Source organism: Shigella sp. SIG6 (assembly GCF_053555815.1).
In genome coordinates this window covers 36,356-57,205 of the sequence record NZ_JBQZXC010000003.1, presented here as the reverse complement: position 1 = coordinate 57,205, position 20,850 = coordinate 36,356, and the positions used below count along the sequence as shown (strand labels likewise).

Sequence of the window (20,850 nt, the reverse complement as noted above, 5' to 3'; positions counted from 1 at the left end):
TCATCCCGCTTTCCTGTGGTAATCTTCCTCTGAACCACCTACGATCATTTCTATAATGAATATATTGTTGAGGTATCTATGCGTTGGCAAGGGCGACGTGAAAGTGACAATGTTGAAGACAGGCGCAACAGCTCTGGCGGTCCGTCAATGGGCGGTCCCGGTTTCCGTCTGCCGAGCGGTAAAGGCGGGCTGATTTTACTGATAGTCGTGCTGGTTGCAGGCTACTATGGCGTTGATTTAACCGGGTTGATGACCGGGCAGCCGGTTTCTCAACAACAATCAACGCGGTCAATTAGCCCTAATGAAGACGAAGCCGCAAAATTCACCTCGGTGATTCTGGCAACCACGGAAGACACCTGGGGACAACAGTTCGAAAAGATGGGTAAGACCTATCAGCAACCGAAGCTGGTCATGTACCGTGGAATGACGCGCACCGGCTGCGGGGCGGGCCAGTCCATTATGGGGCCGTTCTATTGCCCGGCGGATGGCACAGTTTATATCGATCTCTCCTTCTATGATGACATGAAAGACAAACTTGGCGCGGATGGCGATTTTGCCCAGGGGTACGTTATCGCCCATGAAGTCGGTCATCATGTGCAGAAACTGTTAGGCATCGAGCCGAAAGTTCGTCAACTGCAACAAAACGCGACGCAGGCGGAAGTAAACCGCTTATCTGTGCGTATGGAACTCCAGGCCGACTGTTTTGCCGGTGTCTGGGGGCATAGTATGCAGCAGCAAGGCGTTCTGGAAACTGGCGATCTGGAAGAGGCGCTGAATGCGGTGCAGGCCATCGGCGATGACCGTTTACAACAGCAAAGTCAGGGGCGAGTAGTACCAGACAGTTTCACACATGGCACTTCTCAGCAACGCTACAGCTGGTTTAAACGTGGTTTCGACAGCGGCGATCCGGCACAATGCAATACTTTTGGTAAAAGCATTTAATTTCCGGGGCAGGGATGGCTGAACTGACTGCGCTTTACACATTAACAGCGCAAATGAAACGTGAAGGGATCTGCCGCTTGCTGGTGTTGAGCGGGGAAGAGGGTTGGTGTTTTGATCATGCTCTTAAGTTGCGTGATGCCTTACCTGGCGACTGGCTGTGGATTTCGCCGCAGCTAGATGCTGAAAACCACTGTTCACCCTCGGCGCTACAAACTTTACTTGGGCGCGAGTTCCGGCATGCGGTATTCGACGCCCGCCACGGCTTTGATGCCGCTGCCTTTGCAGCACTTAGCGGAACGTTGAAAGCGGGAAGCTGGCTGGTTTTGTTACTCCCTGTATGGGAAGAGTGGGAAAACCAACCTGATGCCGACTCGCTGCGCTGGAGTGATTGCCCTGACCCTATTGCGACGCCGCATTTTGTCCAGCATCTCAAACGCGTACTTACGGCGGATAACGACGCTATCCTCTGGCGGCAAAACCAGCCGTTCTCGTTGGCGCATTTTACTCCCCGTACTGACTGGCACCCCGCGACCGGCGCACCACAACCAGAACAACAGCAACTCTTACAGCAGCTACTGACCATGCCGCCGGGCGTGGCAGCGGTAACGGCTGCGCGTGGGCGCGGTAAGTCGGCGTTGGCAGGGCAACTTATTTCTCGTATTGCGGGCAGTGCGATTGTCACCGCGCCCGCAAAAGCGGCAACGGATGTACTGGCACAATTTGCGGGCGAGAAGTTTCGCTTTATTGCACCGGATGCCTTGTTAGCCAGCGATGAGCAAGCCGACTGGCTGGTGGTCGACGAAGCCGCAGCCATACCTGCGCCGTTGTTGCATCAACTGGTATCGCGTTTTCCTCGAACGTTGTTAACCACTACGGTGCAGGGCTACGAAGGTACCGGACGTGGTTTTTTGCTGAAATTTTGCGCTCGCTTTCCGCATTTACAGCGTTTTGAACTGCAACAGCCGATCCGCTGGGCACAGGGATGCCCGCTGGAAAAAATGGTTAGTGAGGCACTGGTTTTTAACGATGAAAACTTCACCCATACACCACAAGGCAATATCGTCATTTCCGCATTTGAACAAACGTTATGGCGAAGCGAGCCAGAAACGCCGTTAAAGGTTTATCAGTTATTGTCTGGTGCGCACTACCGGACCTCGCCGCTGGATTTACGCCGGATGATGGATGCACCAGGGCAACATTTTTTACAGGCGGCTGGCGAAAACGAGATTGCCGGGGCGTTGTGGCTGGTGGATGAGGGCGGATTATCTCAAGAACTCAGTCAGGCGGTATGGGCAGGTTTTCGTCGCCCGCGGGGTAATCTGGTGGCCCAGTCGCTGGCGGCGCACGGCAGCAATCCACTGGCGGCGACATTGCGCGGAAGGCGGGTTAGCCGGATAGCAGTTCATCCGGCTCGTCAGCGGGAAGGCACAGGGCGGCAACTTATTGCTGGAGCTTTGCAATATACGCATGACCTCGACTATCTTTCGGTGAGTTTTGGTTACACTGGGGAGTTATGGCGTTTCTGGCAACGCTGCGGTTTTGTGCTGGTGCGGATGGGTAATCATCGGGAAGCCAGCAGCGGTTGCTATACGGCGATGGCGCTGTTACCGATGAGTGATGCGGGTAAACAGCTGGCTGAACGTGAGCATTACCGTTTACGTCGCGATGCGCAAGCTCTCGCGCAGTGGAATGGCGAAATGCTTCCTGTTGATCCACTAAACGATGCCATCCTTTCTGACGACGACTGGCTTGAACTGGCCGGTTTTGCTTTCGCTCATCGTCCGCTATTAACATCGTTAGGTTGCTTATTGCGTCTGCTACAAACCAGTGAACTGGCATTACCGGCGCTGCGTGGGCGTTTACAGAAAAACGCCAGTGACGCTCAGTTATGTACCACACTTAAACTTTCAGGCCGCAAGATGTTACTGGTTCGCCAGCGGGAAGAGGCCGCGCAGGCGCTGTTCGCACTTAATGAGGTTCGCACTGAGCGTCTGCGCGATCGCATAACGCAATGGCAATTTTTTCACTGACTCCTTCAATTTTCTCCCATGGTCATTGTGAGTCAGCGGCGTAAAATTAATGACATCAGTTAAGGAGTTCGCCATGAAACATGACCATTTTGTTGTTCAAAGCCCGGATAAACCTGCACAACAGTTGTTACTGCTTTTCCACGGTGTCGGGGATAACCCGGTGGCAATGGGGGAAATAGGCAGCTGGTTTGCACCGCTGTTTCCTGATGCGCTGGTGGTGAGTGTCGGTGGCGCGGAGCCGAGCGGTAATCCGGCGGGGCGTCAGTGGTTTTCAGTGCAGGGTATTACGGAAGATAATCGCCAGGCGCGTGTGGATGCCATCATGCCGACGTTTATTGAAACGGTACGCTACTGGCAGAAACAGAGCGGAGTAGGGGCTAACGCCACGGCGCTAATTGGTTTCTCACAAGGCGCGATTATGGCGCTGGAGAGCATTAAAGCCGAACCGGGCCTTGCTTCGCGCGTCATTGCCTTTAACGGACGCTATGCGAGCCTGCCGGAGACCGCGTCTACAGCCACGACAATTCACTTGATTCATGGTGGTGAAGATCCGGTTATCGATCTGGCGCATGCAGTTGCGGCGCAGGAAGCGTTAATCAGTGCCGGTGGTGACGTGACGCTGGATATCGTGGAGGATTTAGGCCATGCGATCGACAATCGCAGTATGCAATTTGCCCTGGATCACTTGCGTTATACCATTCCGAAACATTATTTCGACCAAGCGCTAAGTGGCGGTAAGCCTGGCGATGATGATGTGATTGAAATGATGTAAAAGACAGATTACCTGGCCTGATAAGACGCGTGAGCGTCGCATCAGGCATCGTTCACCATTGCCGGATGCGGCGTTAACGCCTTATCCGGCCTACGGTTGAGCACTCAGCTTACTTCTTCGGTTGATCCTTTTTCGGCCAGTCGTCGTCATCGTCCCACTTATCGTTGAAATCACGATGCGGGGGAAGCTCCGGCTTGTTGGCGAGAAATTTCTTATGGTCGACGCGCTTGAGATCTTTAATCACGTTCAGCAGGACGCCTACCAAAAAGACAATCACCAGAATCCACCAATATTTAGCCAGCCAGTCCATGCTTATTTCCTCTTGCAGAACCACTCATCACGCGACGAGCTGTTCCATGATACGTTGATACATACGGGCAAGTAGCTGCAGGTCGGCAGCGTTCACACATTCATTAATTTTATGAATAGTGGCATTGACCGGCCCGAGTTCCACCACCTGCGCCCCCATGCGAGCAATAAAGCGCCCGTCGGACGTTCCGCCTGTGGTCAGTAGCTGCGGTTTAATTTCATTATAGTGCTCAACCGCGTTAACGACCGCATCCACCAGTTTACCGCGCGTGGTCAAAAATGGCTGCCCGGAAAGCCACCAATCCACCGTATAGCGCAGTTGATGTTTTTCAAGCAGGGCAAGTACCTGCGCTTTGATCATCTCATCAGTCAGTTCGGTGCTGAAGCGGAAGTTAAACTGCACAAACAGTTCACCCGGAATAACATTGTTACTGCCCGTTCCCGCCTGAATATTGGCAATCTGCATACTGGTCGCCGGGAAGAATTCATTGCCCTGATCCCACTCAATAGCCACTAATTCATTAAGGAAAGGTGCTGCGCGATGTACCGGATTGTCAGCCAGATGTGGGTAGGCAACATGCCCCTGAACGCCATGAATGGTGAGGTTGCAGGTTAACGATCCGCGACGACCATTTTTCACCACATCACCTACCACTTCGATACTCGACGGTTCGCCGACCAGGCAGTAATCGAGACGCTCATTACGTGCCATTAACGCCTCGACGACTTTTACCGTACCGTTGTGGGCACTGGCTTCTTCATCAGAAGTGATCAGAAATGCCAGTCGCCCCGTATGGTTGGGATGTTGTGCGACAAAACGTTCTGCTGCTACCACCATCGCCGCCAGCGAGCCTTTCATATCTGCCGCACCGCGCCCGAATAACATGCCGTCACGAATGGTGGGTTCAAACGGCGGATTGATCCAACGATCGGCGTCGCCAGGCGGCACCACGTCGGTATGCCCGGCAAAGGCTAACGTTTCACCTTGCCCACGCCATGCCCAAAAATTCTGCGTATCGGCAAAATCCATGCGTTCAACGGTAAAACCGATCGCCTGCAAACGTTCAATCAACAAAGCCTGACATCCTGCGTCATCAGGACTCAGGGAAGGGCGGCGAATAAGCTGTTGTGTCAGCTCAATAACCGGGCACGACATAGACTACACCTCATGGAAAAATTGCTGATAACTGGAATCACTGAAACCCAGCAGCATAGGCTTACCAGGCGCGCAGAGCAATGGACGTTTGATAATTGCAGGCATTTCAGTCATTAATGCCGCCGCAGAGGCCGCATCGGTGATTTTATTGCGGGTAGTTTCGTCCAGTTTACGCCAGGTTGTACCACGGGTGTTGAGTAACGCTTCCCAGCCTAATTCGTTGATAAAACCGTTCAATAATTCGCTGTCCAGCCCATCGACGCGGTAATCATGAAAACGATAGTCGATGTTATTGGCTTCCAGCCAACGGCGAGCCTTTTTAATGGTGTCACAATTTTTGATGCCGTAAAGTGTAACCATAATGAATCCTTTTTCGATTTATGAGAATAAATACTCATTTAAGGGTGAAAACATTTTGCCTGCAAATGATTATCAGAAAATATAACATTATCGAAGTATTCAAATTAACAACTATTAAATAATATTAAACATTTTTAACGTAAACATTAAGAACATTCATCTTGTTATCTGTCTGTATTTTAACCAGAATTAAATCAGTATTAGATGCCGTATGAATATCTCGAAATGTTGCTGTGTATCACATACAAATTATCACCGCAGGACCATAGTATTTACATAAGGTTTGTCCCCCGGAGGTAGTCATCGCAGCAATCGAGTAAATTAGCTTCACCACGGTATATTGTTTCCGTAGAATACCCATAATTATAAGAGAGGTTGTTATGATTGAACGTGAACTGGGGAACTGGAAAGACTTTATCGAAGTTATGCTTCGTAAGTAATTCCTGAGACAAAGTATAAACAGCAAGAACCCGCTGAGCAGGTTCTTAATCGGAAAGTTGAAAAAGGCGACACATTGGCATGTCGCCTTTTTTATTGCTTATTCCGGGCGCGGCTTCAGCGGGAAGCGGCGGCGCACCAGCACAAAGAACAGCGGCACGAAGTAAATAGCCAGAATAGTAGCTGAAATCATCCCGCCCATTACGCCAGTACCCACCGCATGCTGACCACCGGAACCGGCACCCGTGCTGGTTGCCATTGGCAATACGCCGAAGATAAATGCCAGCGAGGTCATCAGAATCGGGCGTAAACGCTGACGGCAGGCGTGGAGCGTCGCTTCAAACAGGTCGTGGCCTTTTTGGTTCATCTCGTTAGCAAACTCGACGATCAGGATGGCGTTTTTCGCCGATAAACCAATGACCGTTAACAGGCCCACCTGGAAGTAAACGTCGTTTTCCAGCCCGCGCATCCTGGTTGCCAGCAGCGCGCCGATTACCCCCAGAGGCACGACCAGCATTACCGAGAACGGTACCGACCAGCTTTCATACAATGCCGCCAGACACAGGAATACCACCAGCAAGGAAATGGCGTACAGCGCCGGAGCCTGCGCGCCGGAAAGCCGCTCCTGATACGACATCGCCGTCCATTCCAGACCAAAGCCGTTTGGCAGCTGCTTCACTAACGATTCCATAATATCCATCGCCGTACCGGTACTGACCCCCGGTGCGGCTTCCCCAACAATCTCAACCGCAGAATAACCGTTATAGCGTTCCAGACGCGGCGAGCCTGTTTCCCAGCGTGAGGTCGCGAAAGCAGAGAAGGGCACCATGCCGCCATCTTTATTTCGGACATACCAGAGATTGATGTCATCTGGCAGCATGCGATACGGCGCAGCTGCCTGCACATAGACTTTCTTCACGCGACCGCGATCCATAAAGTCATTCACATAGCTCGAACCCCAGGCGGTTTGCAGTGTGTCGTTAATATCGTCGATATCAACGCCCAGCGCCTGAGCTTTACGCTGGTCGATATCAATCTGCAACTGCGGACTGTCATCGAGGCCGTTATGGCGCACACGGGTTAGCTCCGGGTTTTCCGCCGCCAGCGCCAGCAACTGATTACGTGCTGCCATCAGCGCATCGTGACCCGCTCCAGCGTGGTCCTGCAACTCCATATCAAAACCTGCAGAACTACCAAGACCGCTAATTGCTGGTGGGCTGCTGGCGATAACGCGAGCTTCTTTAATTTGGTTAAACGCCTTCGTTGCACGCTCGATAATGGCAAACGAGGTGCCGGTCTTACTGTCGCGTTCGCTCCAGTCTTTCAGGCGGATAAACATTCTCGCCACGTTTTGCCCGTTACCCCCAGGGCCAGAACCAACGGTGGCAAACACCGACATGATGTTGTCTTTTTCATGGGTGAAGTAATATTTCTCGATTTGCTCAACGACTTTCAGGGTCTGTTGTTGGGTTGAACCGCTGGGCAATTGTACCGAGGTAGTAAACATGCCCCGGTCTTCCAGCGGTAAGAACGACGTCGGCAAACGCAGGAACAGGAACACCATGCCGCCAAGCAGCAGGACATAAATCACAATCCAGCGTAGGCTACGGTGGAGAATTTTCGCCACCCCTTTTTCGTAGCGTTCGGCGTTGCGGTTAAACATCTGGTTAAACCAGGCAAAAAAACCTTTTTGCCCGTGATGCTCACCTTTTTTCAGTGGCTTAAGTAGCGTGGCACACAGAGCCGGAGTGAGGATCATCGCTACCAGTACTGACAGCACCATCGCCGCAACAATGGTAATAGAGAACTGGCGATAGATGGCACCGGTGGTGCCGCCGAAGAAGGCCATTGGTACAAATACCGCCGAAAGCACCATCGCAATCCCGACCAGTGCCCCCTGGATCTGCCCCATCGATTTACGTGTGGCTTCGCGAGGAGTGAGTCCTTCCTCACTCATAATACGTTCGACGTTTTCCACCACCACGATGGCGTCATCCACCAGCAGACCGATCGCCAGCACCATCGCGAACATGGTTAAGGTGTTGACGCTGTAACCGAAGGCGTAAAGTACGGAGAAGGTTCCCATCAACACCACCGGCACGGCGATAGTGGGTATCAGCGTGGCGCGGAAGTTTTGCAGGAACAGATATATAACGAGGAAAACCAGAGCGATAGCTTCCAGCAGCGTTTTCACTACGTCTTCAATGGAGGCTTTAACAAACGAGGTGGTTTCATACGCCACCTTGTATTCCAGTCCGTGCGGGAAATACTGCGCCAGCTCGTCGAGACGATTGAGCACCAGCTCCGCTGTCGCCATTTCGTTTGCGCCGGAGGCCAGTTTTACCCCCAACCCGGAGGCTGGCTTACCATTGAAGCGGCTAAGATAATCGTATTTCTCCGCCCCCATTTCGACGGTGGCGACATCGCCCAGCCTTACCTCTGAGCCGTCCTGATTCACCCGCAAGGTGATATCGCGGAACTGTTCTGGTGTTTGCAGCAGTGACTGGGCGTTAATGGTGGCGTTGAGCGCCTGCTTATCGACGGAAGGTGTACCACCAAGTTGCCCAACCGCAATCTGCGCGTTCTGTGACTCAATGGCATCAGTGACATCTTTAGCCGTCATCTGGAAACTGTTGAGTTTCGCCGGGTCCAGCCAGATACGCATGGAATATTGCGAACCATAGGCATCGATATCCCCGACGCCATTCACGCGGCTTAACGGGTCCTGAATATTACTGGCAACATAATCAGCAATATCCTGTTTATCCATCGAGCCATCGGTAGAGACGAAGGCAATGGTCAGAATGTTGGTATCGCCGGTTTTACGCACCGTCACGCCCTGATTTTGCACCGCCTGCGGTAACTTTCGCATGGCTGATTGCAGCTGGTTTTGTACTTGCTGCACGGCTTCGTCCGGATCGGTGCCTGCTTTAAAACTTAAAGTGACAGATGCCTGACCGGTGCCACTGCTCTGAGATGACATATACATCAGATTATCGAGGCCGGTCATATTTTGCTCGATAACCTGGGTCACGGTGTTTTCCAGCGTCTGGGCCGATGCGCCGGGATAGTTAGCGGTCACTCGCACATTCGGTGGCGCGAGATCGGGGTATTGTTCAACGGGCAATGAAAAAATCGCCAGGGTACCTGTCAGACACAACAGGATTGCCAGCACCCAGGCAAAAATGGGGCGATCAATAAAGAAATTCGCCATTAAAAGAGGACCTCGTGTTTCTGCGTATTGTTGTAGGCTTGACTTGCTTCACTGTAGCGGCAAGGTACGAGCCAATCGTGGAGAAAAAAAGGAGTTAATGTAAATTATCATGAGATTGCTGACACACTCGCTTACAGGTCAATATGGGCACGTTTTTCCCTCTCGCCTTTAAAGGGAGAGGGCCGGTGTGAGGGTAATTATTTACACCTCAGCCGGCGTGTTCCCCTTCCCCTCACCCTCTGCGGAGCGAAAGCTAATACTCACTAACGTGCCGCCGCCGGAAGGTTGTGAAAAAGTCAGCGTCCCGCCCAGCCGTTCCGCGCGTTCGCGCATGATATTCAGTCCATAATGACCTTCGGGTTCTTTCGGTTCACCGATACCAATCCCGTTATCACGGATATAAACCGTGTGATTGCCGTCCGGCGCGGTGACGCAACTGATGGCGATTTCGCTAGCGTTGGCGTGCTTCATCGCATTCAGCACCGCTTCGCGAATAATTTGCAACAAATGCACCTGCATTTGCGCATCCAGTGCCAGGGTTGGCAGACGGCAGTCGAGGGTCAGTTTAGCGCTGGTTTGATTTTGTAACGTATCCAGCATTTCCCTCAACGCGGAGGGGAGATCCGCCTGCTGCAGCGTCAGGCGGAAAGTAGTCAACAGCTCGCGTAACTGCCGATAAGCATCATTCAACGCCTGGGAAAAATCGGCCATGATACTTTGTGCGGTGGCGTTATCTTCCGGTATCGAACGCTTCAGTAACGTCAACTGGATACGTAAGTAAGAAAGCACCTGAGCCAGCGAGTCGTGCAATTCGCGGGCGATGGTCGCACGTTCTTCCATCAACAATAACTGCTGAAAATGCTTCTGCGCCTGATTAAAGTATAAACCGCGTCCCAGCATCGATGAAACACTGTTAAGCAGCGGTTCTGATGATGAAACGTGACTATTTTGCCAGTGCAGTTCGCCGTAAACCGTCTCTTGCATTGTCACCGGTAAAATCTGCATTGGCAGCTCAGGGTTTGGCTTCCCTTCGCTAATCCGCCAGTTATCCCCAACGTTCAGCTCCAGATATTCAGCTGCTTCATTGTCGCGAACAATCTGCAAAATATGGCGGAAACAATGCACATCAATCTGGCTGGTGTTCAGCGCCTGGGAACACTGCACTGATACAACACCTCCAGACGACGCTTGGCCTCGTGGAGATCGCGGGTCTTTTCTTCTACTGACGCCTCCAGCGAAAGGTACAATTTATGCAGCTCGCTCGACATTTGGTTAAAGGTTTTTGCAAGCAGACCAAGCTCATTCGGCAGACTGGTATCCAGCGGCGGCGAGTCGAACTGCCCGTGTTCAATACGCTGACTGGCGGTAACCAGCTGATTCAGCGGGGCAACCACCTGATGGCGTATGCGGCGCAAAGTAAAAAAGACCAGCGTGAAAATACCGATACCGCCAGCCAGGGAAATCGCCACCACCAGCAGCATTTTGCGTTCAGCGTAGTGCTGTAAAGCCAGCACGAACAGGTCTATCTGATTAACATAATTATTAATATTGGCCTGATACCACGGCAAATCGCCCTTGCTGAGCCGATTATTCATCTCCAGCCAGTTGGCATTCAGATGCGCATAGCGAGTTTTTACTGCTTCTGGCACATACCAGACGTTGAGGTTGGTTAATACCGGTGAATGCAGTGCCTGCTGAAACAACTGGCGATGTGCATTGAGTTGTGGACTGCCACTTTGCAAGTCGTAGCCCAGGCGGTAACTCTGCATACGCAGCGATCCGGCAATATTGATAGCCTCAGCGTCGCGCAAACTGCTCGCCAGAGTTAGCAGAGCGATACCCGTGGAAAGAATCGACAGCAGCACAATGTAAAAAAAGGCCCGGGCCAGACTGGCCGAGACGGGTCGTTTAACAATCACACGCGTCTTCTCCACAAAAAATCATTAATGTTCCAGTTCGCTGAAACGCAATTTAGTCAGTGATGGGATTATTTGATCTGCCACAGTTTATAGCGAAATAGTTACTTATTCTGGGCACATGAACATTGCCGGTTCCCCTGTAAGTCGGGTAATAACAAAACTCATATAAAGAATAAGGTTTTTACAACCAAAAAAGAAGGTCGTTATGAATCGTTTTATTATGGCCAACAGTCAGCAATGTCTGGGTTGTCATGCTTGTGAAATCGCCTGTGTCATGGCTCACAATGATGAGCAACATGTCCTGAGCCAACACCATTTTCATCCCCGAATTACGGTTATCAAACATCAGCAGCAACGTAGTGCAGTGACCTGTCACCATTGTGAAGATGCGCCCTGCGCCCGTAGCTGCCCTAATGGCGCAATCAGCCACGTTGATGACAGCATTCAGGTCAATCAGCAAAAGTGTATTGGCTGTAAATCCTGCGTGGTGGCCTGTCCGTTTGGTACGATGCAAATCGTCCTGACACCCGTCGCGGCAGGAAAAGTAAAAGCCACGGCGCATAAATGCGACCTTTGTGCAGGGCGCGAAAACGGTCCTGCCTGTGTCGAGAATTGCCCGGCGGACGCGCTGCAACTGGTCACTGACGTCGCACTCTCCGGCATGGCGAAATCCCGCCGCTTGCGCACCGCACGTCAGGAGCATCAACCGTGGCATGCCAGTACCGCTGCACAAGAAATGCCGGTAATGAGTAAAGTCGAACAAATGCAGGCAACGCCCGCGCGTGGCGAGCCGGATAAACTGGCGATTGAAGCGCGCAAAACCGGTTTTGATGAAATTTATCTGCCATTTCGCGCCGACCAGGCACAACGGGAAGCCTCGCGCTGCCTTAAGTTCGGCGAGCACAGCGTTTGTGAATGGACCTGCCCGCTGCATAACCATATTCCGCAGTGGATTGAACTGGTGAAAGCCGGAAACATCGACGCCGCCGTCGAGCTTTCTCACCAGACCAACACCCTGCCGGAAATTACCGGACGCGTTTGTCCGCAAGACCGTTTGTGTGAAGGTGCCTGTACTATTCGCGATGAGCACGGCGCGGTAACTATCGGCAACATTGAACGCTATATTTCAGATCAGGCGTTGGCGAAAGGTTGGCGTCCTGACTTAAGTCATGTCACCAAAGTGGACAAGCGGGTGGCGATTATCGGGGCAGGTCCGGCAGGGCTGGCCTGTGCGGATGTTCTGACCCGCAATGGCGTGGCGGTGACGGTGTACGATCGCCATCCAGAAATCGGTGGCTTGCTCACTTTCGGCATTCCTTCTTTCAAACTGGATAAATCCCTGCAGGCACGCCGTCGGGAAATCTTCAGCGCGATGGGGATTCACTTCGAACTCAATTGTGAAGTGGGTAAAGATGTCTCTTTGGATTCGCTTTTGGAACAATACGACGCGGTCTTCGTTGGCGTAGGCACTTACCGTTCCATGAAAGCGGGTTTACCCAATGAAGATGCGCCGGGCGTTTATGACGCGCTGCCGTTCCTCATTGCCAACACTAAACAGGTGATGGGGCTCGAAGAGCTACCGGAAGAGCCGTTTATCAATACCGCCGGACTTAACGTCGTGGTACTGGGCGGCGGCGACACCGCGATGGACTGTGTGCGTACTGCGCTGCGCCACGGCGCGAGTAACGTCACCTGCGCTTATCGTCGTGATGAAGCTAACATGCCAGGCTCGAAGAAAGAGGTGAAGAACGCCCGCGAAGAGGGGGCCAACTTCGAATTTAACGTCCAGCCGGTGGCGCTTGAGCTGAATGAGCAAGGTCACGTTTGCGGAATTCGTTTCCTGCGCACGCGTCTTGGCGAGCCGGATGCCCAGGGGCGTCGGCGACCTGTACCGATTGAGGGCAGTGAATTTGTCATGCCAGCCGATGCGGTGATTATGGCGTTTGGCTTCAATCCACACGGGATGCCGTGGCTGGAGTCGCACGGTGTAACGGTAGACAAATGGGGCCGCATCATCGCGGATGTGGAAAGCCAGTACAGTTACCAGACCACCAATCCGAAAATCTTCGCCGGTGGCGACGCCGTGCGTGGTGCGGATCTGGTGGTTACCGCAATGGCAGAAGGACGTCATGCGGCACAGGGGATTATTGACTGGCTGGGGGTAAAATCAGTCAAATCTCACTGATAGCCTGCGCAGACAAACCCGGCTTCACAGCGTAATATAATTGTTCATTTCGCGCTGTGGAGTCGGTATGACGCAACAAATCACCCTCATTAAAGACAAAATTCTCTCCGATAACTATTTCACCCTGCACAACATTACTTACGATCTCACGCGCAAAGATGGCGAAGTTATCCGCCATAAACGTGAAGTTTACGATCGCGGTAATGGTGCGACGATCCTCCTGTACAACGCGAAGAAAAAGAGCGTGGTTCTGATTCGTCAGTTCCGTGTCGCTACCTGGGTTAATGGCAATGAAAGCGGGCAGCTGATTGAAACCTGCGCCGGGCTGCTGGATAACGATGAACCGGAAGTGTGCATTCGTAAAGAAGCGATTGAAGAGACGGGCTATGAAGTGGGCGAAGTGCGCAAATTATTTGAACTGTATATGTCGCCTGGCGGTGTGACTGAGCTAATCCACTTTTTTATCGCCGAATACAGTGACAATCAGCGCGCTAACGCCGGTGGCGGTGTTGAAGATGAAGATATTGAAGTGCTCGAGCTGCCGTTCAGCCAGGCGCTGGAGATGATCAAAACCGGCGAGATACGTGACGGTAAGACGGTGTTATTGCTTAACTATTTGCAAATGTCACATTTAATGGACTGAAAAATAGCAATAATATTTCGTTGTTTATTATTGGCTCAATCCGACAAATCCGATTGAGCCGCGCTACCTGCGCAACGAAGATACGACTTGTGCTGTTTGTTTGAACTTCTGGGGTCGTACCGTCCATGCGCTATCGCATTTTCCTTCTCTTTTTTTTCGCTTTGTTGCCGACGTCTTTTGTGTGGGCGGCACCAGCGCAACGGGCGTTTTCCGACTGGCAGGTCACCTGTAATAATCAAAATTTTTGTGTGGCGCGCAATACGGGCGATCATAATGGACTGGTGATGACCCTGAGCCGCAGCGCTGGGGCGCATACCGATGCCGTTTTACGTATTGAGCGCGGTGGGTTGAAGTCGCCGGATGCGTCTGAAGGGGAGATAGCGCCACGGCTGCTATTAGATGGTGAGCCGTTGGCATTAAGTGGTGACAAGTGGCGGATTTCACCATGGTTATTAGTAACCGATGATACGGCAACCATCACCGCGTTTTTGCAGATAATTCAGGAAGGGAAGGCGATCACCTTACGCGACGGCAATCAGACCATTTCTCTGAGCGGCTTAAAAGCGGCGTTGTTGTTTATTGATGCTCAGCAAAAGCGCGTTGGCAGTGAAACCGCGTGGATCAAGAAAGGGGACGAACCGCCTCTCAGCGTACCGCCCGCGCCTGCGCTGAAAGAGGTCGCGGTGGTTAACCCAACGCCGACGCCACTCTCACTCGAAGAACGTAACGATTTGCTGGATTATGGAAACTGGCGGATGAATGGTCTGCGCTGCTCGCTTGATCCGTTACGTCGTGAGGTGAATGTCACTGCGCTGACCGATGATAAAGCACTGATGATGATTAGCGGTGAGGCAGGGGCCTATAACACCATTGATTTGGCATGGATTGTTTCGCGTAAAAAGCCGCTAGCCTCGCGCCCGGTTCGGTTGCGTTTGCCGTTCAACAACGGTCAGGAGACGAATGAACTGGAACTGATGAACGCAACATTTGATGAGAAATCGCGTGAACTGGTGACCTTAGCGAAAGGGCGCGGATTAAGCGATTGTGGCATTCAGGCGCGCTGGCGCTTTGACGGTCAGCGTTTTCGCCTGGTGCGTTACGCCGCAGAACCCACCTGCGATAACTGGCATGGGCCAGACGCCAGGCCCACGTTGTGGATCACCCGTTAAACAAAATCGCAGATGCGGCCCTAAAAAGCGCACGGACCGTCCCCTCGCCCTTTTGGGGAGAGGGTTAGGGTGAGGGGAACATACAGCATCCGGCGATCACCATCAGGCACCTTTCACTCCCAGCACCTTATGCGCTTTTGCCACAATATTCTCGGCGGTAAAGCCAAAGAACGGGAACAGCTTATCCGCCGGAGCAGATTCCCCGTAACCCGTCATCCCGACAATTGCCCCTTTCAGACCAACATACTTGTACCAGTAATCGGCAATACCTGCTTCCACCGCCACGCGAGCCGCAACGTTAGAAGGCAACACCGACTCCCGATATTCCTCATCCTGGGCGTCGAAAATATCGGTCGAGGGCAGGGAAACTACGCGTACATTGCGACCTTCTCCTGCTAATTTCTCTGCCGTTTGCAGGGTAATTTCCATCTCTGAACCGGTGGCAATCAGAATAATATCTGGCTTACCGCCGCTGTCTTTCAGCACATAACCGCCACGAGCAATCTCTTTAACCTGATCCGGCGTACGTTCCACCTGGGCCAGATTCTGCCTTGAGAGGATCAGTGCCGTCGGTCCGTTGTGGCGCTCAACCGCCAGCTTCCAGCCCACCGCCGCTTCCACCTGATCGCACGGTCGCCAGGTGCTGAAATTTGGCGTTAAGCGCAGGCTGGCCAGTTGCTCAACAGCCTGGTGCGTCGGACCATCTTCGCCCAGGCCAATTGAGTCGTGGGTATAAACCATAATCTGCCGCGCTTTCATCAGTGCCGCCATCCGCGCGGCGTTACGGGCGTATTCAACAAACATCAGGAACGTCGCGGTATACGGCACAAAGCCGCCGTGGTGCGCGATGCCGTTGGCGATAGCGGTCATGCCAAATTCACGCACCCCGTAGTGAATGTAGTTGCCCGCCGGATCTTCCTTCAGCGAAACAGAACCTTTCCAGATGGTCAGGTTGCTGGGAGCCAGATCCGCCGAACCGCCGAGCAACTCAGGCAGCATCGGCCCGTAAGCGTTAAGCGTATTTTGCGAAGCCTTACGGGTAGCGATTTTCGCCGGATTTGCCTGTAACTCATTGATATATTTCTGAGTCGTTTTCTCCCAGTCCTTCGGTAAACCACCGCTCATCCGTCGGGTAAACTCTTCTGCCAGTTGCGGATGAGCCTTTTTATAGGCGGCAAACTTCTCATTCCAGCTCTGCTGCGCTTTTTCGCCTTTTTCACGGGCATCCCAGGCGTGATAAATCTCTTTAGGGATCTCAAATGGCGGATGGTGCCAGCCCAGTTTTTGCCGTGCCAGCGCCACTTCTTCTTCCCCCAGTGGTGCGCCGTGCGCCTCTTCCTTACCTGCTTTATTCGGCGAACCAAAGCCAATCACCGAACGGCAGATAATCAGCGACGGCTTATCTTTCACGCTTTGCGCTTCAAGGATCGCTTCCTTCACCGCCTGCGGATCGTGACCGTCGATTTCATGGATCACATGCCAGTGATAGGCTTCAAAACGTTTTGCCGTATCGTCGGTAAACCAGCCTTCTGTTTCACCGTCGATGGAAATACCGTTGTGATCGTAAAAACCAATCAGCTTGCCTAGTCCCAGCGTGCCTGCCAGCGAACAGACTTCGTGGGAAATACCTTCCATCAGGCAGCCGTCGCCCATAAACACATAGGTGAAGTGATCGACGATCTCATGGTCTGGCTGGTTAAACTGCGCCGCCAGTGTACGCTCTGCTATCGCCAGCCCGACGGCGTTCGCCAAACCTTGTCCAAGCGGGCCGGTGGTGGTTTCAACGCCTGGCGTATAGCCAATCTCCGGGTGGCCTGGGGTTTTCGAATGCAACTGACGGAAGTTCTTCAGTTCTTCCAGCGGCAGGTCGTAACCGGTCAGATGTAGCAAACTGTAGAGCAGCATCGACGCGTGACCGTTGGAAAGAATAAAGCGGTCGCGATCATACCAGGTTGGGTCGGTAGGATTATGTTTAAGAAAATCGTTCCACAGCACTTCGGCAATATCAGCCATGCCCATCGGCGCGCCGGGATGACCAGAATTGGCTTTTTGTACCGCATCCATACTGAGTGCGCGAATCGCATTGGCAAGGTCTTTTCGGGACATATAACACTCCGTGGCTGGTTTATAGTTTGGCGGTAAGAAGATCTTCCAGTTTGCGTTGATCAACAGCGAACAGACGAATGCCTTCAGACAGTTTTTCTACCGCCATCGCATCCTGATTGTGCTCCCAACGGAACTCCGCTTCGCTCATGGGTGCTGGGCGTGGGAACGTCTGAGAAGGCGGGATTAATTTACGTACCACTGGAGAAACTTTTTCCTGCAGCTCCTTCAGCAAATTCGGTGCGATAGTCAGTCGATCGCAGCCGGTTAAGGCGAGGATTTGTTCGGTGCGACGGAAGCTCGCGCCCATCACAATGGTTTCATAGTGGTGTTGCTTATAGTAGTCGTAGATATTGCGCACCGATTTAACTCCCGGATCTTCTTCCACCACATACGGGTCCATCGGCTTGCGTGCCTGATACCAGTCATAAATACGCCCTACAAACGGCGAAATCAGAAAAACGCCTGCTTCCGCACAGGCCCGCGCCTGGGCAAAAGAAAACAGCAGCGTCAGGTTGCAGTTAATACCTTCTTTTTCCAGCTCTTCGGCCGCGCGAATTCCTTCCCAGGTCGAAGCCAGTTTGATCAAAATGCGTGATTTCTCAACGCCTTGTTGCTGATACAAGTCCACCAGATGGCGCGCCTTCTCAATACTCTTTTCTTTATCAAAAGAGAGGCGTGCATCAACTTCTGTTGACACGCAACCGGGTACGATTTTGAGAATTTCAGCACCGAAATTGACCGCCAGTTTGTCACACGCTGCGACCACCTGTTGTTCCTGGGTCTTGCCATTTTTTTTACCCCAGGCGATAGCATCGTCTATTAAATGCTCATATTGTGATAATCCGGCAGCCTTGAGTAACAGCGAAGGATTGGTGGTGGCATCCTGGGGATGATAATGGCGAATGGACTCAATATCGCCGCTGTCTGCCACGACAGTGGTGAACTGTTTGATGCCGTCTAACTCGTTCATAGGAAATACTCCTTGAAAAGTAAAGTGTTAGATGAGTGCGTTAATTCACACTTCTGAGAAATTTCGCTAAACGCATCAAAAAAGCATAGCAGACAGGCATGGTATTGCTGGATTAAGCAGGTAACATCAGTGTTATAGGATTATTACCAAAACATTATATTAATGGTGAGAGTTTGGACTTGCTCAAAGTCTGTAGACTCCGGCAGGGTAATAATGTGCGCCACGTTGTGGGCAGGGGCTGTTGCCCACACACTTTATTTGTGAACGTTACGTGAAAGGAACAACCAAATGGATGACCAGTTAAAACAAAGTGCACTTGATTTCCATGAATTTCCAGTTCCAGGGAAAATCCAGGTTTCTCCAACCAAGCCTCTGGCAACGCAGCGCGATCTGGCGCTGGCCTACTCACCAGGCGTTGCCGCACCTTGTCTTGAAATCGAAAAAGACCCGCTAAAAGCCTACAAATATACCGCGCGCGGTAACCTGGTTGCGGTGATCTCTAACGGTACGGCGGTGCTGGGGTTAGGCAACATTGGCGCGCTGGCAGGCAAACCGGTGATGGAAGGCAAGGGCGTTCTATTTAAGAAATTCGCTGGGATTGATGTATTTGACATTGAAGTTGATGAACTCGACCCGGACAAATTTATTGAAGTTGTCGCCGCGCTCGAACCGACCTTCGGCGGCATCAACCTCGAAGACATTAAAGCGCCAGAATGTTTCTATATTGAACAGAAACTGCGCGAGCGGATGAATATTCCGGTATTCCACGACGATCAGCACGGCACGGCAATCATCAGCACTGCCGCCATCCTCAACGGCTTGCGCGTGGTGGAGAAAAACATCTCCGACGTGCGGATGGTGGTTTCCGGCGCGGGTGCCGCAGCAATCGCCTGTATGAACCTGCTGGTAGCGCTGGGGCTGCAAAAACATAACATCGTGGTTTGCGATTCAAAAGGCGTTATCTATCAGGGCCGTGAGCCAAATATGGCGGAAACCAAAGCCGCATATGCGGTGGTGGATGACGGCAAACATACCCTCGATGATGTGATTGAAGGTGCGGATATTTTCCTGGGCTGTTCCGGCCCGAAAGTGCTGACCCAGGAAATGGTGAAGAAAATGGCTCGGGCACCAATGATCCTGGCGCTGGCGAACCCGGAACCGGAAATTCTGCCGCCGCTGGCGAAAGAAGTGCGTCCGGATGCCATCATCTGTACCGGCCGTTCCGACTACCCGAACCAGGTGAACAACGTTCTTTGCTTCCCGTTCATCTTCCGTGGCGCGCTGGACGTTGGCGCAACCGCCATCAACGAAGAGATGAAACTGGCGGCGGTACGCGCGATTGCAGAACTGGCCCATGCAGAACAGAGTGAAGTGGTGGCTTCAGCGTATGGCGTTCAGGATCTGAGCTTTGGTCCGGAATACATCATTCCAAAACCGTTTGATCCGCGCTTGATCGTTAAGATCGCTCCTGCGGTCGCAAAAGCGGCGATGGAGTCGGGCGTGGCGACGCGTCCGATTGCTGATTTCGATGTCTACATCGACAAGCTGACTGAGTTCGTTTACAAAACCAACCTGTTTATGAAGCCGATTTTCTCCCAGGCTCGCAAAGCGCCGAAGCGCGTAGTTCTGCCGGAAGGGGAAGAGGCGCGCGTTCTGCATGCGACTCAGGAACTGGTAACGCTGGGACTGGCGAAACCGATCCTTATCGGTCGTCCGAACGTGATCGAAATGCGCATTCAGAAACTGGGCTTGCAGATCAAAGCGGGCGTTGATTTTGAAATCGTCAATAACGAATCCGATCCGCGCTTTAAAGAGTACTGGACCGAATACTTCCAGATCATGAAGCGTCGCGGTGTCACTCAGGAACAGGCGCAGCGTGCGCTGATCAGTAACCCGACAGTGATCGGCGCGATCATGGTTCAGCGTGGGGAAGCCGATGCAATGATCTGCGGTACGGTGGGCGATTATCATGAACATTTTAGCGTGGTGAAAAATGTCTTTGGTTATCGCGATGGCGTTCACACCGCAGGTGCAATGAACGCGCTGCTGCTGCCGAGTGGTAACACCTTTATTGCCGATACCTACGTCAATGACGAACCAGACGCAGAAGAGCTGGCGGAGATCACCTTGATGGCGGCAGAAACTGTCCGTCGTTTTGGTATTGAGCCGCGCGTTGCTCTGTTGTCGCACTCCAACTTTGGTTCTTCTGACTGCCCGTCGTCGAGCAAAATGCGTCAGGCGCTGGAACTGGTCAGGGATCGTGCGCCAGATCTGATGATTGATGGTGAAATGCACGGCGATGCAGCGCTGGTGGAAGCGATTCGCAACGACCGTATGCCGGACAGCCCTTTGAAAGGTTCTGCCAATATTCTGGTGATGCCGAACATGGAAGCTGCCCGCATTAGTTACAACTTACTGCGCGTTTCCAGCTCGGAAGGTGTGACTGTCGGTCCGGTGCTGATGGGCGTGGCGAAACCGGTTCACGTGTTAACGCCGATCGCATCGGTGCGTCGTATCGTCAATATGGTGGCGCTGGCCGTGGTTGAAGCGCAAACCCAACCGCTGTAATTCATTCTTAACTCTCACGCTTACCCTGAATATTCAGGGTAAGCGGTTTTCCTGAAATATATTAGCAAA

General features: G+C 52.5%; 14 protein-coding genes and 1 pseudogene. 8 read left to right on the top strand and 7 right to left on the bottom strand.

Features of this window, described 5'->3' with window-relative positions; translation table 11 throughout:
• Window positions 1-78 precede the first annotated feature (78 nt).
• The 3 genes from ypfJ (at window position 79) to ypfH (ending at window position 3,744) form a co-directional block, all read left to right on the top strand.
• Window positions 79-942, top strand: coding sequence for a KPN_02809 family neutral zinc metallopeptidase (gene ypfJ / locus ACUU1M_RS01285; protein WP_001267499.1), 864 nt, complete (start codon window positions 79-81; stop codon window positions 940-942).
• Window positions 943-956: 14 nt separating this feature from the next.
• Window positions 957-2,972: a tRNA cytosine(34) acetyltransferase TmcA gene (gene tmcA, locus ACUU1M_RS01280; RefSeq protein WP_000829380.1), complete on the top strand. Its 2,016-nt coding sequence runs from the start codon at window positions 957-959 to the stop codon at window positions 2,970-2,972.
• Window positions 2,973-3,045: 73 nt separating this feature from the next.
• Complete coding sequence (gene ypfH, locus ACUU1M_RS01275) at window positions 3,046-3,744, top strand: esterase (protein ID WP_000679818.1); 699 nt, start codon at window positions 3,046-3,048, stop codon at window positions 3,742-3,744.
• 109 nt (window positions 3,745-3,853) lie between these two features.
• Here ypfH and ACUU1M_RS01270 read toward each other — a convergent pair whose 3' ends face one another.
• The 3 genes from ACUU1M_RS01270 to ACUU1M_RS01260 are packed head-to-tail and all read right to left on the bottom strand — an operon-like array spanning window position 3,854 to window position 5,569.
• Complete coding sequence (locus ACUU1M_RS01270) at window positions 3,854-4,054, bottom strand: YpfN family protein (RefSeq protein ID WP_000383836.1); 201 nt, start codon at window positions 4,052-4,054, stop codon at window positions 3,854-3,856.
• 27 nt (window positions 4,055-4,081) lie between these two features.
• Complete coding sequence (gene dapE / locus ACUU1M_RS01265) at window positions 4,082-5,209, bottom strand: succinyl-diaminopimelate desuccinylase (protein WP_001277804.1); 1,128 nt, start codon at window positions 5,207-5,209, stop codon at window positions 4,082-4,084.
• A gap of 3 nt (window positions 5,210-5,212) precedes the next feature.
• A complete protein-coding gene (locus ACUU1M_RS01260) occupies window positions 5,213-5,569 on the bottom strand; it encodes an ArsC family reductase (protein WP_000258247.1) in 357 nt (118 codons plus the stop codon).
• Window positions 5,570-5,949: 380 nt separating this feature from the next.
• On the opposite strand from ACUU1M_RS01260, the gene ypfM reads away from it, so the two are divergent.
• Entirely contained in the window at window positions 5,950-6,009 is a 60-nt protein-coding gene (ypfM, locus tag ACUU1M_RS01255) for a protein YpfM (RefSeq protein ID WP_001386977.1), read from the top strand.
• A 98-nt stretch (window positions 6,010-6,107) separates the two neighbouring features.
• Here the strand turns inward: ypfM and acrD are convergent, their stop codons facing one another.
• Together acrD and narQ are read right to left on the bottom strand one after the other, a co-directional pair.
• The gene (gene acrD / locus ACUU1M_RS01250) at window positions 6,108-9,221 is read right to left on the bottom strand and encodes a multidrug efflux RND transporter permease AcrD (RefSeq protein WP_001273117.1); all 3,114 of its coding nucleotides are present in this window, start codon (window positions 9,219-9,221) and stop codon (window positions 6,108-6,110) included.
• A gap of 201 nt (window positions 9,222-9,422) precedes the next feature.
• Window positions 9,423-11,140: pseudogene (narQ, locus tag ACUU1M_RS01245) on the bottom strand (nitrate/nitrite two-component system sensor histidine kinase NarQ).
• 205 nt (window positions 11,141-11,345) lie between these two features.
• Between narQ and aegA the strand changes: the two are divergent.
• The 3 genes from aegA to ACUU1M_RS01230 all read left to right on the top strand — a co-directional run bounded on the left by aegA (window position 11,346) and on the right by ACUU1M_RS01230 (window position 15,137).
• The gene (gene aegA / locus ACUU1M_RS01240) at window positions 11,346-13,325 is read left to right on the top strand and encodes a formate-dependent uric acid utilization protein AegA (RefSeq protein WP_001078888.1); all 1,980 of its coding nucleotides are present in this window, start codon (window positions 11,346-11,348) and stop codon (window positions 13,323-13,325) included.
• Window positions 13,326-13,392: 67 nt separating this feature from the next.
• Window positions 13,393-13,968, top strand: a complete 576-nt coding sequence (gene nudK / locus ACUU1M_RS01235; protein WP_001325569.1) for a GDP-mannose pyrophosphatase NudK — start codon at window positions 13,393-13,395, stop codon at window positions 13,966-13,968.
• Between the two features lie 125 nt (window positions 13,969-14,093).
• On the top strand, window positions 14,094-15,137 hold the full coding sequence (locus tag ACUU1M_RS01230; protein WP_152028843.1) for a DUF1176 domain-containing protein: 1,044 nt from the start codon (window positions 14,094-14,096) through the stop codon (window positions 15,135-15,137).
• Window positions 15,138-15,239: 102 nt separating this feature from the next.
• On the opposite strand, the gene tkt is transcribed toward ACUU1M_RS01230, so the two are convergent.
• Window positions 15,240-17,243 carry a transketolase gene (tkt, locus tag ACUU1M_RS01225; protein WP_000087264.1) on the bottom strand — a complete coding sequence of 668 codons (2,004 nt, stop codon included), beginning with the start codon at window positions 17,241-17,243 and terminating at the stop codon, window positions 15,240-15,242.
• A gap of 19 nt (window positions 17,244-17,262) precedes the next feature.
• Window positions 17,263-18,213 (bottom strand): transaldolase, encoded by a 951-nt coding sequence (gene tal / locus ACUU1M_RS01220; RefSeq protein WP_001003698.1) that lies wholly within the window; start codon window positions 18,211-18,213, stop codon window positions 17,263-17,265.
• A gap of 288 nt (window positions 18,214-18,501) precedes the next feature.
• On the opposite strand from tal, the gene maeB reads away from it, so the two are divergent.
• A complete protein-coding gene (gene maeB / locus ACUU1M_RS01215) occupies window positions 18,502-20,781 on the top strand; it encodes an NADP-dependent oxaloacetate-decarboxylating malate dehydrogenase (RefSeq protein WP_000342627.1) in 2,280 nt (759 codons plus the stop codon).
• Window positions 20,782-20,850 lie beyond the last annotated feature (69 nt).